Source organism: Streptomyces sp. NPDC107454 (assembly GCF_055582885.1).
Genome location: NZ_JBVJPA010000013.1, coordinates 284769 through 298128 on the forward strand (window position 1 = coordinate 284769; position 13360 = coordinate 298128).

Sequence of the window (13360 nt, forward strand, 5' to 3'; positions counted from 1 at the left end):
ACCTGCTCTCCGGGACTGATCGGGGATGCGCGGATTCAAGGCGCCGAGCAGCGGACGCACGTATACGACCGTGCCCCCGGGCCCCCGCGCCCATCCGCTCGGCAGGACTGCCCCTCCTCTGTTCGACGCTAGAACAACCCGTCGCCGCGCGCACTGTGGCCCACCGGCGGGACACTCCTGACCGGCTCATTCCGCTCGGCAGGGCGGTCCCACCGGTGCGGGGCGCTGCGCTCGGCGACCGCGGGTACGGCCACGGCCAGTACCGCCGTCTCGCCGTGGCCCTTCGGCATCAAGCCGTTGATTGCCCGACGCGGTACTGACCACGACTGCGAGCTGGGCGCCGGACGCCGGGTTGTCGAGAGGCCCCTCGCCACCCGCACTGGCTCCGTCGCCTGCGGACCCGCCGGGAGATCCGCTACGACATCCACGCGGCCTTCCTCACCTCGACGGCCGAAGGCGTCCCGCCGCGTGCCGCCGCGTGCCGGCAACCGGTAACCGGCAGGACGGAAGGATGGATGGCGCGAGCAGCTTTGGCCCCGCCAACTGCCGAACCGGCGCACTCGGGCGTGCTCCGCCATCCTCCCCGTTGACAGTCCCAGAGGCGGCGGCCCTGATCCCGGCCGGCGCCGAGGCCAGGACCGTCCGGGTGCGAATGGCCTTGAGCGCTCTTCCCTGACACCTCACGATTTCGTAGGGTCCGATCCAATCGAAACTGGCTCTGGGGGGCGTGTGGCAGTTCCTGTGGCGTGGAGTCGTGTCCTGCGCGTGATCCGCGGCATTGGCTCGTTCTTGAAGGAACTCCTGGTGGACCTCGTCGGGGAGACAGTGCTGACGTTGGTCGCCTGCTTTGCCGTGGCGGTTCTGGCTCTGGCGTTCGTCCGGGGGTGGGAGCACAGCGCGCTTGTCACCGGGGGTGCAGGTGGCGCCTTGCTGGTCTTCCTCGGCTACGGCGGCTGGGAGCTGCTTCGTCCCGCCAGGCCAGGGCGGCGCGGACGAATGGCCGGCGCGGCGGCCGCCACGTTCACCGTGGCCGCTCTCTTCATCGCCTACGCCGCGTCCTGCACCTGCTCCTGAACGGCCAGACTGGACACAAGCCCGGCAACCGCCGTGGAGATCGGGGCGCGGACTTCCTCGTCCCCACGCGACTTGGGTGGGCCTGACGCTTCGCGTGTACCCGCAAGGCCATGGCCGCCGTCTTCCAGCCACCAAATCGACGCGACACGACGCTTGAGGGCTCGTACGCTCCGAACCGGGGCGGGACGGGGAGAGCAATGGCAGACGAGTACTTCTTGCTGGTGTGCGACGACGTGCCCCATGACGTCGTGCTCACTGACCCCGGCGCCCGTGTGCTGGACGTCGCTCAGGTCGTGCGGCGGCTGACCGGGCTGAGTCTCTGGCGCAGCAAGGTCCTGGCAACGCAGGTACCCGCCGTGATTCTCGACGGCGTGCCTGAAGAAGACGCTGAGGCAGCAGTCAGGGCCCTACGCGCTGTGGGAGCACAGGCAGAGGCGAGGGAACAGCCGGAGCCGGACTTCCTGAAGTCCTGAGGACGACCCGATCAACTGGCTAAGGGACCAGGGACGGCCGCAGCACAGCAACAAGCCCCCTACCCACGGAGAACCCGCAGGCAGGGGGCTTGATCAGTCGGAGTTACTTCTTCTTGCCCTGGTTCTTGACCGCCTCGATCGCGGCCGCCGCCGCATCCGGGTCGAGGTACGTGCCGCCGGGGTTGAGCGGCTTGAAGTCGGCGTCGAGCTCGTAGGCGAGCGGAATGCCGGTCGGGATGTTCAGGCCCGCGATGTCGGCGTCGGAGATGCCGTCGAGGTGCTTGACGAGGGCGCGCAGCGAGTTGCCGTGGGCGGCGACCAGGACCGTGCGGCCGGTGAGGAGGTCGGGGACGATGCCGTCGTACCAGTACGGCAGCATGCGGAGGACGACGTCCTTCAGGCACTCCGTGCGGGGGCGCAGCTCCGGCGGGATCGACGCGTAACGCGGGTCGTTCGCCTGCGAGAACTCGCTGTCGTCGGAGAGGGGCGGCGGCGGGGTGTCGTACGAGCGGCGCCACAGCATGAACTGCTCCTCGCCGAACTCGGCGAGGGTCTGGGCCTTGTCCTTGCCCTGGAGGGCACCGTAGTGCCGCTCGTTCAGACGCCAGGAGCGGTGGACGGGGATCCAGTGGCGGTCGGCGGCCTCCAGCGCGAGCTGGGCGGTGCGGATCGCACGCTTCTGGAGCGAGGTGTGCACGACGTCGGGCAGCAGGCCGGCGTCCTTCAGCAGCTCACCGCCGCGGACTGCCTCCTTCTCGCCCTTCTCGTTGAGATTGACGTCCACCCATCCGGTGAACAGGTTCTTCGCGTTCCATTCGCTCTCGCCGTGGCGGAGGAGGATCAGCTTGTACGGTGCGTCGGCCATACGTCCGAGCGTAATGGAAGCCTTCGTCCCCTCGCGCCCCTGCCCGCAAGGCGGACAGTTGACGGCATCTGCTAATTGAGTGGCCCCCGGAGACCTCCCGCTCGTAAGTTGCCATCAGTACATGAGCCGCTTACATCCTTGGGGGACGACCGATGCCACTCGCCGTCATGCGACGCGCCGCCCGAGAGACCGTCTCGGGGCTCCCCCGCGAGTTCTGGTGGCTGTGGACCAGCACCCTGGTCAACCGGCTCGGTGCTTTTGTCGCCACTTTCATGGCTCTGTACCTGACGCTCGACCGCGGCTACTCCGCCTCGTACGCGGGTCTCGTGGCGTCCCTGCACGGCCTCGGCGGTGTCGTCTCCTCGCTCGGCGCGGGCGTGATGGCCGACCGGCTCGGGCGCCGGCCCACGCTCCTCGTCGCCCAGACCTCCACGGCCGCCTCCGTCGCGCTGCTCGGCTTCATGCACGACCCGGTGAGCATCGCCGCGGTCGCCTTCCTCGTCGGGATGGCCAGCAACGCCTCCCGGCCCGCCGTCCAGGCGATGATGGCCGACATCGTGCGGCCCGAGGACCGCGTCCGGGCGTTCTCCCTCAACTACTGGGCGATCAACCTCGGCTTCGCCGTCTCCTCCATGGCCGCCGGTTTCATCGCCGAGTTCAGCTACCTCGCGGGCTTTCTCATCGAAGCCGGCATGACCCTGGCCTGCGCGCTCCTCGTCTTCGCGAAGCTGCCGGAGTCCCGGCCTGCGCAGAACGCCAAGGAGGCGAAGGACGACGTCGGCCTCGGGACCGTGCTGCGCGACCGGCGCTTCATGAGCGTCGTCGGGCTGTCCTTCCTCGTCGCCCTGGTCTTCCAGCAGGGCTCCGTGGGACTCCCCGTCGCGATGGGCGAGGCGGGCTTCACCCCGGCCGACTACGGCATGGCGATCGCCGTCAACGGCGTCCTCATCGTCGCGCTGCAGATCCCGGTCACCCGTTTCATCCAGCACCGGGATCCGCGCCGGCTGCTCGTGATCTCCTCGGTCCTCGCCGGGTACGGCTTCGGACTCACCGCCTTCGCCGGGTCGGTCGGCGTCTTCGCGCTCACCGTGTGCGTGTGGACCCTGGCCGAGATCGTCAACGCGCCCACCCAGACGGGCCTGGTCGTCCAGCTCTCCCCGACCCATGGCCGGGGCCGCTACCAGGGCATGTACACCCTCTCCTGGTCGCTCGCCGCGCTGATCGCTCCCCTGATGTCCGGCGTGGTCATCGACCGGTTCGGGGCCGAGTGGCTGTGGGGGCTGTGCGCGCTGGTGGGCACGGTGGCCGGGCTCGGGTACGGCCTGCTGATGCGGCGGCTGCCCACGGAGGAACCTGCGGTGGATGCCGGTCCGGCGGTGGCGAAGCCCGAGGTCAGCGCGGCCTGACGCCGACTCGCCGCTCCACCGGCACCCGCTTGTCACTCTCGGCCGGCACTCCGAGGCGGAGAAGCTCCCTCAAGCGCAGGAGCTCCCCGAAAAAACGCCCCCGCCGACCTCACGGATGCATCCGCGCCCCCTTCACCACCTTGTCCACCGCGTTCCGGGGCCCGTACACAGCCAGCCCCACCACATCCAGTCCGACCGTGGCGACGGCCCGTACCGCCGCCCGGTTGTCCCGGTCGTTGCCGGTGCTGAAGAGATCCGACGTGAAGACGGCCCGGGGCAGCGCACGGCTGAGCGCCCTGCCGTGTGCCGCCACAAGGACCTCCTTCGTCCCCTCGAAGACCAGCACGGGTTGCCGGAACATCGGCAGATACGGCACCCCGTCCGCGTCCTCGTACGGCTCCCCGATCACCTCGGGAATCTGCGTTCCCAGGCCGCTGACCAGGAAGGACGTGACGTTCAGACGCTGCCAGGGCTCAAGGTCGTCCCGCAGCAGGACGACGATCTTCGTATCGAAGCGGATCGGTTCGCTGTTCATGGATCGAGACTGCCGACCGCCGTACGACGCCGTCTTGTACGTTCTTTGCATGGTCGCTCAGCCGGAGGTCTCCGCCTGGCGCTCGCGCGTTCCGGGTGTCGTGGAGGTCTTCCACGCCCACTTCACCGAGTACGCCTATCCGATGCACGTGCACGAGGCCTGGACGCTGCTCATCGTCGACGACGGGGCCGTACGGTACGACCTCGACCGGCACGAGCACGGCACCCCGCACGACACGGTGTCCCTGCTGCCGCCGCACGTCCCGCACAACGGCTCCCCGGTCACCGCGCACGGCTTCCGCAAGCGCGTCGTCTATCTCGACGACACACATCTGGGCGAGGACCTCATCGGGTCCGCGGTGGACGGGCCCGACCTGCGTGACCCCGTGCTGCGACTGCGCGTCGGCCAGTTGCACACCGCGCTCGGTCACCCCGGTGACGAACTGGAGGCCGAGAGCAGACTGACGCTCATCGCCGAGCGGCTGCGCACGCATCTGCGGCCCAGCACTCCCGCCGCCACCCCGCGCGACTCCCCCGCCCTCGCCCGCACCCTGCGCGAACTCCTCGACGGACACCTCACCCAGGGCATCGGCCTCGACGAGGCCGGGCGGCTCATGCACGCCCATCCCGCCCATCTGGTACGGGCGTTCAGCGGCGCCTACGGCATCGCACCCCACCAGTACCTGATGTCCCGCCGCGTCGAACGGGCCCGCCGTCTCCTCCTCGAGGGCCGGCCGCCGGGCGAGGTGGCGTCGGCGACCGGCTTCTACGACCAGTCCCATCTCACCCGGCACTTCAAGAAGTTGGTCGGGGTGACTCCGGGGCGCTACGCACGCTCGGGGCCGGCGTGACCCCGTGGGTACGCTCCGCACCCCCCACGGTCACCTGCACCGGGTACGGCACACTCGGCCGGGTCAGAGATCCCGCTGGGCCTCGTACAGATTGCGCGGGCGTACGACGTCCGTGGTCCCGTACAACTCCAGGCGGGAGTGCAGGTCGCCGGTGAAGTCGGGGACGTCGATCTGGTCGAACTCGGTCACCTCGTTGAGGCCGACGGTGGCGGAGTAGGGCGCCAGACCGTCGATCCTCATCAACCCCGCGCGGCCGTTCGTGACACGTATGTTCCAGTGGGTGAAGCGTGCGCCGAAGAGCGGACCGGCGCTCGCGTCGCCGCCGTGCCGCCCGTTGTTGTCGACGGTGATGTCGGTGCGGACGTTGGCGAAGGGCAGACCCCGGTGGGAATCGAAGGTGCCCATCTGGAGGTCGCCGCGCGACCAGACGTTGTAGGAGGAGAGGCCTTCCACGTTGATGCCGTGGAGCTGGGTGTTCGGCGGGGCCGGGACCGTGCGCTGTTCGATGGTGAAGTCCTCGACGAGGTTGTCGTGCGAGCCCTCGCGGCAGAAGTACGGGTGGTGCGAGCCGCGGCCCGCCACACGGGTGCGGCGCAGGGTGCAGGCTGAGGCGGCGACGAATCCGAAGCCGTTGTCGACGTGGCGGACCGTCACGTCGTCGACCCAGCAGTCGTACGCGCACTGGAGGACGACCCCGTTGTAGCCCTTGTCGAGGAGGTGCGGGGACTGGGGCGTCTCGACGGCCTCCAGGGTGAGGCCTTCCACGCCGGAGCCGGTCAGCGGCTCGACGTGGGTGATCAGACGCGGGTCCCACTCGGGGCGTATGTCGAGGGGCAGCGGGCGCTCCAGGGTGACCTTTGTGCCCCGCACCCGCGCGACGCGTACGGGCCACTCGTAGGGGACGTAACTCGTGAGCTTGGTCTTGTCGTCCCAGTAGTACGCCTCAGGACCCGGACCGCCGCCCGCCATGTGCTCCAGGAGGGTGTGGTCGGCGTCGTCGGCGAGCCGCAGGAGGACGAGCCGGCCCGGCTTCAGCGGGCGGGGGTCGGCGACCGTCACCGACCAGGAGCCGCGGGTGGCGGGGGCCACGGTCGTCAGGGTCTCCCACTCGTCGCGCTTGTTGCCGGTCCAGCCCTCGAAGGGCCAGGCCTTGTCCTTGATGGCGGCGACGAGGGAGTCCCAACGGGCCGTGGGCGCGAGCCAGATGAGGCCTCCCGCCCAGGACCAGGACGACTTGTCGCCGCCGTAGCGGGAGCCGTAGACGCCGATCAGCTCGGTGAGGTTCCTGGTCGCGTACAGCTTCGTACGGTCGCTGCCGGCGCCGCGCAGCACGACGTTCGAGTGGCCGATGCGGATCAGGCCGTCGATGCGGAAGGTGCCGGGCGGGATGAGCACCGTGCCACCGCCGGCCCTCCCGGCAGCGGCGATGGCACGGTTGATCGCGGGCGCGCAGTCCGTGGTGCCGTCCGCGACGGCGCCGTAGGCGCGGACGTCGGCCACGACGGGGCGGCGGGGGAAGCGCGCCGCCCCGCCCCGGTGGCCGGCCCTGCCGACGTACGGGATCTGCGGGTGGGTGAAGGGGGTGCGGGTGAACTCCCGCCAGATGGTGGGGACCCGACCCGGGTCATGGGGGCGTGCGGCAGCGGTCGCGGCCGTCGCCGGTCCGCCGGTCACCGTGGCGGCCGCCACCGCCACGGCGCTGCCGAGCAGGCCCCGTCTGGTGATGCTCACGTACTCCTTGCTCATACCCGCCCGCCTTCCGTCGCATTCCATCGATTTTCATGGATGTGAATGACGTTCAGATCTGCGTCGGCGGTGAGCATGCCACTGAGACCCCTGGCCCGGAAGGGGTCATGCACTACTTAGTTGGACTGGACCTGGAATTCAGCCAGCGGGACGCTGGGTCAGGTGGGTGAACGCATCCAGATTGCGGGTCGATTCGCCGCGGGACACCCGCCAGGCGTACTCCTTGCGGATCGCGGAGGCGAAACCGAGCTCAAGGAGAGTGTTGAAAGCGCCGTCGGCGGCCTCCAGGACCGAGCCGAGCAGCCGGTCGATCCCGTCCGGCGTGACCGCGACGAGCGGCAGTTTGCCGACCAGATACACGTCCCCCAGGGAGTCGACCGCGTAACTCACGCCATAGAGCTTGAGATTGCGCTCCAGGAGCCAGCGGTGGACGCCTTCGTGGTTCTCGTCGGGGTGGCGGATCACGAAGGCGTTCAGCGACAGGGAGTGCTTGCCGACGATCAGCGAGACGGTCGTCGAGAGCTTGCGGGTGCCGGGCAGTTTCACGACGTACGAGCCCGCCTTGGGGCTCTCCCACTCCAGCTCGGCCTCGGTGAGGACCTGCTCGATGATCGACGCTGCGTCAGCCATGGAGGGAGCGTACGTCAGGCGTCCGGCGGACCGGCCCTCGGGCGGTGCGCGCGTCAGCCCTGGTGGGCGCGCACCTTGCGGCGGTGCGCCTGTACGGCCGCCGTGTACACGTCCGCCGTGGCGGCGGCCGCGGTGTCCCAGCCGAAGCGCTGCGCGTGCCGGGCGGCGGCCTCGCCCATCCTGGCCGACAGCGCCTGGTCCTCGGCGAAATCGCGCAGCACGCGCGCGTAGGCGGCGGGATCGTGCCCCGGGATCAGGAATCCGGTCTCCTGATGGCGCACGGCGACGGGCAGCCCGCCGACCTCGGCCGCCAGGACCGGCGTGCCGGCCGCCTGCGCCTCGATGGCGACCAGCCCGAAGGACTCGCTGTAGGAGGGCATGACCAGCACCGACGCGGCCCGGAACCAGTCCGCGAGCTGCTCCTGGCCGACGGGCGGCCTGAAGCGCACGACATCGGCGATCCCGAGCCGGGCGGCGAGCTTCTGCAGCCCCTCGGGCTTGGCGAGACCGGTGCCACTGGGGCCGCCCACCACGGGGACGACGATGTTGGCGCGCAGCTCGGGGCGCTCGTCCAGGAGGACGGCGACCGCGCGCAGCAGCACGTCGGGGGCCTTCAGGGGCTGTATGCGGCCCGCGAAGAGCGGGATCAGCGCGTCCTGCGGGAGCCCGAGGCGGGCGCGGGCGGCGGCGCGGCCGTCGGCCGGGCGGAAGCGGTCGAGGTTGACGCCCGGGTGGACGACGGCCACCTTGCCGGGCTCGGCCTCGTAGTGGCGGGCGAGCTCGTCGGCCTCTTCTGAGGTGTTGGCGATGAGACGGTCGGCGGCGCGCACGATCTGGGTCTCGCCGATGACACGGGCGGCGGGCTCGGGGGTGTCGCCCTCGGCGAGCGAGGCGTTCTTGACCTTGGCCATGGTGTGCATCGCGTGCACCAGGGGCGCGCCCCAGCGTTCGGCGGCGAGCCAGCCGACGTGGCCGGAGAGCCAGTAGTGCGAGTGCACGAGGTCGTAGTAACCGGGTCGATGCCCGGCCCAGGCCTGCATGACGCCGTGCGTGAAGGCGCACAGCTGGGCGGGCAGCTCCTCCTTGGCGAGGCCCTCGTACGGGCCCGCGTCGACGTGCCGGACGAGGACGCCGGGGGCGAGTTCGACGGTCGGGGGGAGGGCGGCCGTGGTGGCCCGGGTGAAGATCTCGACCTCGATGTTGATCGCGGCGAGGCGCTGGGCGAGCTCCACGATGTACACGTTCATGCCGCCGGCGTCGCCGGTGCCGGGCTGGTGCAGCGGCGAGGTGTGGACGGAGAGCATCGCGACGCGACGGGGCCTGCGGTGCAGCCTGAGCCGTGAGGGCGTCGCCGGGGAGCGTCGCCCGAGCCTGCTGACGTACTGGCTCACGTGGCGTTCCTCCTCGCTGCGGGCATGCCGGTCGGAGGGCGCGCTGCACCCTCCGAAGAGCGGCAACGCCGGAGCGGTCCGCTCCATTTCCCTTCCGCGTTCCCTCCCGCGCCCCTTTGCCGAATCATTACCGAGAGTCGCTCAACCGTTCGAGGGCGCGTTGCGTGCGCGGCCCTCTTCCCTTCTTTTCCACAGGCTGGCGGAGGGTCGCCGGAGGTTATCCACAGGCCCGTACGGGCTTCCTCCCGGCCGCCTACTCTCGTACGCATGACAACCCGCGCCGCGTCCCGCCCCGTGGGTACGGTGACGCGCGGGACGACCAACCCCAACCGACTGCGCCGCATGGACCGCTGGATCGCGGCCACGCACGGCGCCGAGCTGCGCAGAAGCGCCGACCCGGTGGCGGTCGACCTCGGATACGGGGCGGCTCCCTGGACCGCGGTCGAGCTGCTGACCCGCCTGCGCACGGCCGCCCCCCGCACCCGAGTGGTGGGCGTGGAGATCGAGCCGGCGAGGGTCGCGGCGGCCCGGCCGTACGAGCGCGAGGGACTCGTCTTCCGGCACGGCGGCTTCGAGGTCCCGGTGCAGGGCAGCCCCTCGCTCATCCGCGCGGCGAACGTGCTGCGCCAGTACGACGAGGAGCAGGTCGCCGAGGTCTGGCAGCGTCTGTGCGCACGCCTCGCACCGGCGGGTCCCGGCTCCCGGGGCGGGCTGCTCGTCGAGGGCACCTGCGACGAGATCGGCCGCCGGCACGTCTGGGTCGCCCTGGGCCCCGAGGGCCCGCGCACGGTCACCTTCGCCACCCGCCTGGGCTCCCTGGACCGCCCGTCCGACCTCGCTGAGCGCCTGCCCAAGGCGCTGATCCACCGCAACATCCCGGGCGAGCCCGTGCACGCGTTCCTCCGCGACTTCGACCGCGCCTGGGCCGCAGCCGCGCCGTACGCCTCGTACGGCGCGCGGCAGCGCTGGATACGCGCGGTCGGCGACCTGACGGCGGACTGGCCGGTGACGGACGGAATATCCCGTCGGCGCCAGGGCGAAGTCACGGTGCGCTGGGAGGCGTTGGCCCCCCGCGGGACCTTCGCGTAGGCGCGGGGCGCGGGGCTGCCAGACAGGCGTGCGACGTCTGGATGACGCACGGGCGTCAAGCGCCGCACAGACATCGGACACCCGGGCGAGGCACGGGCGTTGAAGGCTGGGGTGCGACGAACCGGGACGCACGGGTGTGCGAGACCGGAGTGCCGCGCGGGCGGTTGACGCCGGGGGTCGCGCGGGCGTGCTTCGTCGGTGGAGGGGTGGCCACCGCACGCCCGTGAGCTGCATGGAACGAACTGCGTGACCGACTCGTCACACAGGCCGGGAGATCGTTTCACGGAGGCGGGCCGGGGGGAAGGGAGTTCTTGCCCACCTCTGTCGCATTGCGCGCCGACATGGCACGATCCCCCAGGCGTCCGTAAGTTACTGACGGTAAATCAGTTTGGGGGCGGAGCAATGGGATCCGGCAAGCGGAGCCTGACCACGGCGGCCATGGTTCTGGCCTGCGCCTGCGCGGTGCTGTCAGCACCGGGTGTGGCGCACGCGAGCCCGACACCAGCGCCCACGCGCACACCGACACCGACACCGACTCCGACTCCGACTCCGACAACCTCGCCGGCCGGCAAGGACCTCGAGGCGATCCGCGAGAAGCTGGACGCTCTCTACCACGACGCGGCGGTCGCCACGGACGCGTACAACGCCGCCGAGGAGCAGGCCAAGCAGCAGTCGGCCGAGATCGTCGACCTGGCCCGCGAGATCGTCAAGGGCCAGGACAAGCTGGACGAGTTGAAGGACCGCGCGGGCGCCGCGGCCCGGGCGCAGTACCGGGGCGGCGGGCTGCCGCCGGAAATGCGGCTGTGGCTGAGCGACAACCCCCAGCAGTACCTGGACGGCGCGGGGCGGGTGCTCCAGGGCGAGCACGCGACCAAGGGGCTGCTCGCCGAGATGACCCGCACACAGCAGGACTTGGAGCAGTACGCGAAGGACGCCTCCGCGCAGTGGCAGAAGCTGGAGACCAACCGCCAGGCCAAGGCCACGGCGCAGAAGGAGATCAAGAAGCAGATCGCCGCCGCCGAGAAGCTGGAGTCCCAGCTCGAGAAGAAGGAGAAGGAGCGGCTGGCGAAGCTCGAGGAGGAGGCCGCGTACAAGGCGCAGACGGCCTGGCTGAGTTCCGGCGTCCTCGCCGAGATCAGCGGCAAGGCGTCCGAGCAGGGCAAGAAGGCGGTGAAGTTCGCCACCGACCAGATCGGCAAGCCGTACGAGTGGGGCGCCGAGGGCCCGGGCTCGTACGACTGCTCGGGGCTGACCTCACAGGCCTGGGCCGCCGCCGGCCACGGCATTCCGCGCACCTCGCAGGAGCAGTGGAAGCAGCTTCCCCATGTCGACGTCAAGGACATGCGCCCCGGCGACCTGATCATCTACTTCGACGACGCCAGCCATGTCGCGATGTACATCGGCGACGGCGCGATCGTGCACGCACCGCGGCCGGGCCGGACGGTGACGATCGCGGGGGCCGGGTCCATGCCGATACTGGGGATCGTACGGCCGGACGCGTGACGGGACGGGGCGGGACGCAGGGAGCCGGGGCGGATCGGGCCGACGATCGTCGTACGGCTTCGGCCTGGACGGCCAAACCGTCATCAACCCCGAAAAAGCGCGCCGCCCCTCGTGATGCACCGCACGTGACCCACCCCACGGTTGTACATACCCCTCAACCTTGTGGACGTGACGTTCGTCATTCCGGGCACCACCGCATCCTGTCCAAGTGCGGTACAGGATGCGGCATATGACGGTGGCCGCCTGCCGGACGCCGCGACGCACACCATTCCGTTGCGGCGTCCGCTACCGCTATGGTCCCCGTCGGTGGGTCGAGGACCTTCGCCCCACCACGCCCTCGGGGGGAGGGAAGGAACCCACACGATGCCCGTACCCATACCGCGGCAGAGAGCGATCCCGGCCGCGGAGAGCGGTCAGGCTCAAGGCGCGTTCTCACCCGGCGGCCCATCCGGAGAAGCGACCGGCGGCCCGGCCGGGGCAGTACCGGCGCCCCATGCCGCCACGACCCCGGTCGACAGCACCACCAACCTGACCCTGCTGGTCATCGAGGACGACCCGGCGGGTTCGCTCAGCGTGCCCGAGATCCTCGACGCGGCCGGCAAGCCGATCCGCATCCGCACCGCCCGCAACCTCACCGAGGCCGAGCGGCTGCTCACCGACGACGTCCACTGCATCCTGCTCGATCTCGCGCTGCCCGCCCCCGGCCGGGCGGCCACCGAGAGCGGTGACGAGCTGACCACGCTCAAGCACGTGCTGCGGCTCGCGCCCCGGCACGCCGTCCTCGCGCTCACCGCCTCCGGTGACGCCGAGCGCGGCGCGGAGGCGGTGCGCGTCGGCGCTCAGGACTATCTGTTCCGCGACGAGCTGGACGGGCGGCTGCTGAGCCGCGCGATCCGGTACGCGGTGGAGCGGAAACGTTCCGACAAGGCCGAGCGCCGACTCACCGAGTCCAGGCTGCGCGCCCAGGAGAACGCCCGCCTGGAGCGCGGCCTGCTGCCGACCCCTCTCCTGGAGGGCTCCTCGCTTCGCTTCGCCGCGCGCTACCGCCCAGGGCGTTCCCGCGCCCTGCTCGGCGGCGACTTCTACGACACGGTCCGTACGCCCGACGGCACGGTGCACGCCATGATCGGCGATGTCTGCGGGCACGGGCCCGACGAGGCCGCGCTCGGCGTGGAGCTGCGCATCGCCTGGCGGGCGCTGACGTTCGCGGGCCTGTGCGGCGACGAACTCCTGTCCACCCTCCAGCAGGTCCTGGAGCACGAGCGCGAGAACGACGAGATCTTCGCGACGCTGTGCACGGTGGACATCGCGCCGGACGGGCGCCGCGCCGGGCTCTGCCTGGCGGGCCATCCGTCCCCGCTGATCTCCCGCCCCGGCCGGCCCGCCGAGCTACTGCCGTACGAGAACGGCGGCCCGGCGCTCGGCCTGCTGCCCGGTGCCCGCTGGCCGCGCCGGCAGGTGGAGCTGGGCGGCGAGTGGAGTCTGATGCTCTACACCGACGGCCTGATCGAGGGTCACATCGGCGAGGGCAAGGAGCGGCTGGGCCAGGACGGCATGGTGGACCTGGTACGCCGCCGGCTCGCCGAGGGCCTGGCGGGCGAGGAGTTGCTGCGCGCGACGGTGAACGAGGTCAGGGACCTCAACGGCGGAGAGCTGACGGACGACGTGGCGGTACTCCTGCTGGACCGGACGCCGTGACCGCCGTACGACCATGTGACGGTGACGCCGTGACCGCCGTGCGAACGCGTGACGGTGGCGCCGTGACCGCCGTACGACCGCGTGACGGTCGGGCCTGCCT

13 protein-coding genes are annotated in these 13360 nt (G+C 70.9%); 7 read left to right on the plus strand and 6 right to left on the minus strand.

Annotated features, from left to right (window positions below):
- Positions 1–128: 128 nt before the first annotated feature.
- The gene (locus ACZ69M_RS32330; RefSeq protein ID WP_470055384.1) at positions 129–290 is read right to left on the minus strand and encodes a hypothetical protein; all 162 of its coding nucleotides are present in this window, start codon (positions 288–290) and stop codon (positions 129–131) included.
- A gap of 475 nt (positions 291–765) precedes the next feature.
- Between ACZ69M_RS32330 and ACZ69M_RS32335 the strand changes: the two genes are divergently transcribed.
- Together ACZ69M_RS32335 and ACZ69M_RS32340 are read left to right on the plus strand one after the other, a co-directional pair.
- Positions 766–1074: a hypothetical protein gene (locus ACZ69M_RS32335; RefSeq protein ID WP_470055386.1), complete on the plus strand. Its 309-nt coding sequence runs from the start codon at positions 766–768 to the stop codon at positions 1072–1074.
- A 197-nt stretch (positions 1075–1271) separates the two neighbouring features.
- The gene (locus tag ACZ69M_RS32340; RefSeq protein ID WP_470055565.1) at positions 1272–1547 is read left to right on the plus strand and encodes a ribosomal protein L7/L12; all 276 of its coding nucleotides are present in this window, start codon (positions 1272–1274) and stop codon (positions 1545–1547) included.
- 103 nt (positions 1548–1650) lie between these two features.
- Here ACZ69M_RS32340 and ACZ69M_RS32345 read toward each other — a convergent pair whose 3' ends face one another.
- Positions 1651–2412: a phosphoglyceromutase gene (locus tag ACZ69M_RS32345; protein ID WP_470055388.1), complete on the minus strand. Its 762-nt coding sequence runs from the start codon at positions 2410–2412 to the stop codon at positions 1651–1653.
- 152 nt (positions 2413–2564) lie between these two features.
- On the opposite strand from ACZ69M_RS32345, the gene ACZ69M_RS32350 reads away from it, so the two are divergent.
- On the plus strand, positions 2565–3818 hold the full coding sequence (locus tag ACZ69M_RS32350; protein WP_470055390.1) for an MDR family MFS transporter: 1254 nt from the start codon (positions 2565–2567) through the stop codon (positions 3816–3818).
- Between the two features lie 109 nt (positions 3819–3927).
- Here ACZ69M_RS32350 and ACZ69M_RS32355 read toward each other — a convergent pair whose 3' ends face one another.
- Complete coding sequence (locus ACZ69M_RS32355) at positions 3928–4404, minus strand: DUF2000 family protein (protein WP_470055391.1); 477 nt, start codon at positions 4402–4404, stop codon at positions 3928–3930.
- Here ACZ69M_RS32355 and ACZ69M_RS32360 point away from each other — a divergent pair.
- Positions 4403–5203 (plus strand): helix-turn-helix transcriptional regulator, encoded by an 801-nt coding sequence (locus ACZ69M_RS32360; protein WP_470055393.1) that lies wholly within the window; start codon positions 4403–4405, stop codon positions 5201–5203. The genes ACZ69M_RS32355 and ACZ69M_RS32360 overlap by 2 nt on opposite strands.
- 63 nt (positions 5204–5266) lie before the next feature.
- Here the strand turns inward: ACZ69M_RS32360 and ACZ69M_RS32365 are convergent, their stop codons facing one another.
- From ACZ69M_RS32365 to mshA, 3 genes are all read right to left on the minus strand, one after another.
- The gene (locus ACZ69M_RS32365; RefSeq protein ID WP_470055395.1) at positions 5267–6949 is read right to left on the minus strand and encodes a glycosyl hydrolase family 28-related protein; all 1683 of its coding nucleotides are present in this window, start codon (positions 6947–6949) and stop codon (positions 5267–5269) included.
- Positions 6950–7087: 138 nt separating this feature from the next.
- Complete coding sequence (locus ACZ69M_RS32370) at positions 7088–7579, minus strand: type III secretion system chaperone family protein (RefSeq protein WP_470055397.1); 492 nt, start codon at positions 7577–7579, stop codon at positions 7088–7090.
- Positions 7580–7632: 53 nt separating this feature from the next.
- Positions 7633–8970 carry a D-inositol-3-phosphate glycosyltransferase gene (gene mshA, locus ACZ69M_RS32375; RefSeq protein ID WP_470055399.1) on the minus strand — a complete coding sequence of 446 codons (1338 nt, stop codon included), beginning with the start codon at positions 8968–8970 and terminating at the stop codon, positions 7633–7635.
- A 267-nt stretch (positions 8971–9237) separates the two neighbouring features.
- Between mshA and ACZ69M_RS32380 the strand changes: the two genes are divergently transcribed.
- From ACZ69M_RS32380 to ACZ69M_RS32390, 3 genes are all read left to right on the plus strand, one after another.
- On the plus strand, positions 9238–10059 hold the full coding sequence (locus ACZ69M_RS32380) for a class I SAM-dependent methyltransferase (protein ID WP_470055401.1): 822 nt from the start codon (positions 9238–9240) through the stop codon (positions 10057–10059).
- 402 nt (positions 10060–10461) lie between these two features.
- Entirely contained in the window at positions 10462–11562 is a 1101-nt protein-coding gene (locus tag ACZ69M_RS32385; RefSeq protein ID WP_470055403.1) for a C40 family peptidase, read from the plus strand.
- Between the two features lie 363 nt (positions 11563–11925).
- On the plus strand, positions 11926–13260 hold the full coding sequence (locus ACZ69M_RS32390; RefSeq protein ID WP_470055405.1) for a PP2C family protein-serine/threonine phosphatase: 1335 nt from the start codon (positions 11926–11928) through the stop codon (positions 13258–13260).
- The last annotated feature ends 100 nt before the right edge of the window (positions 13261–13360 follow it).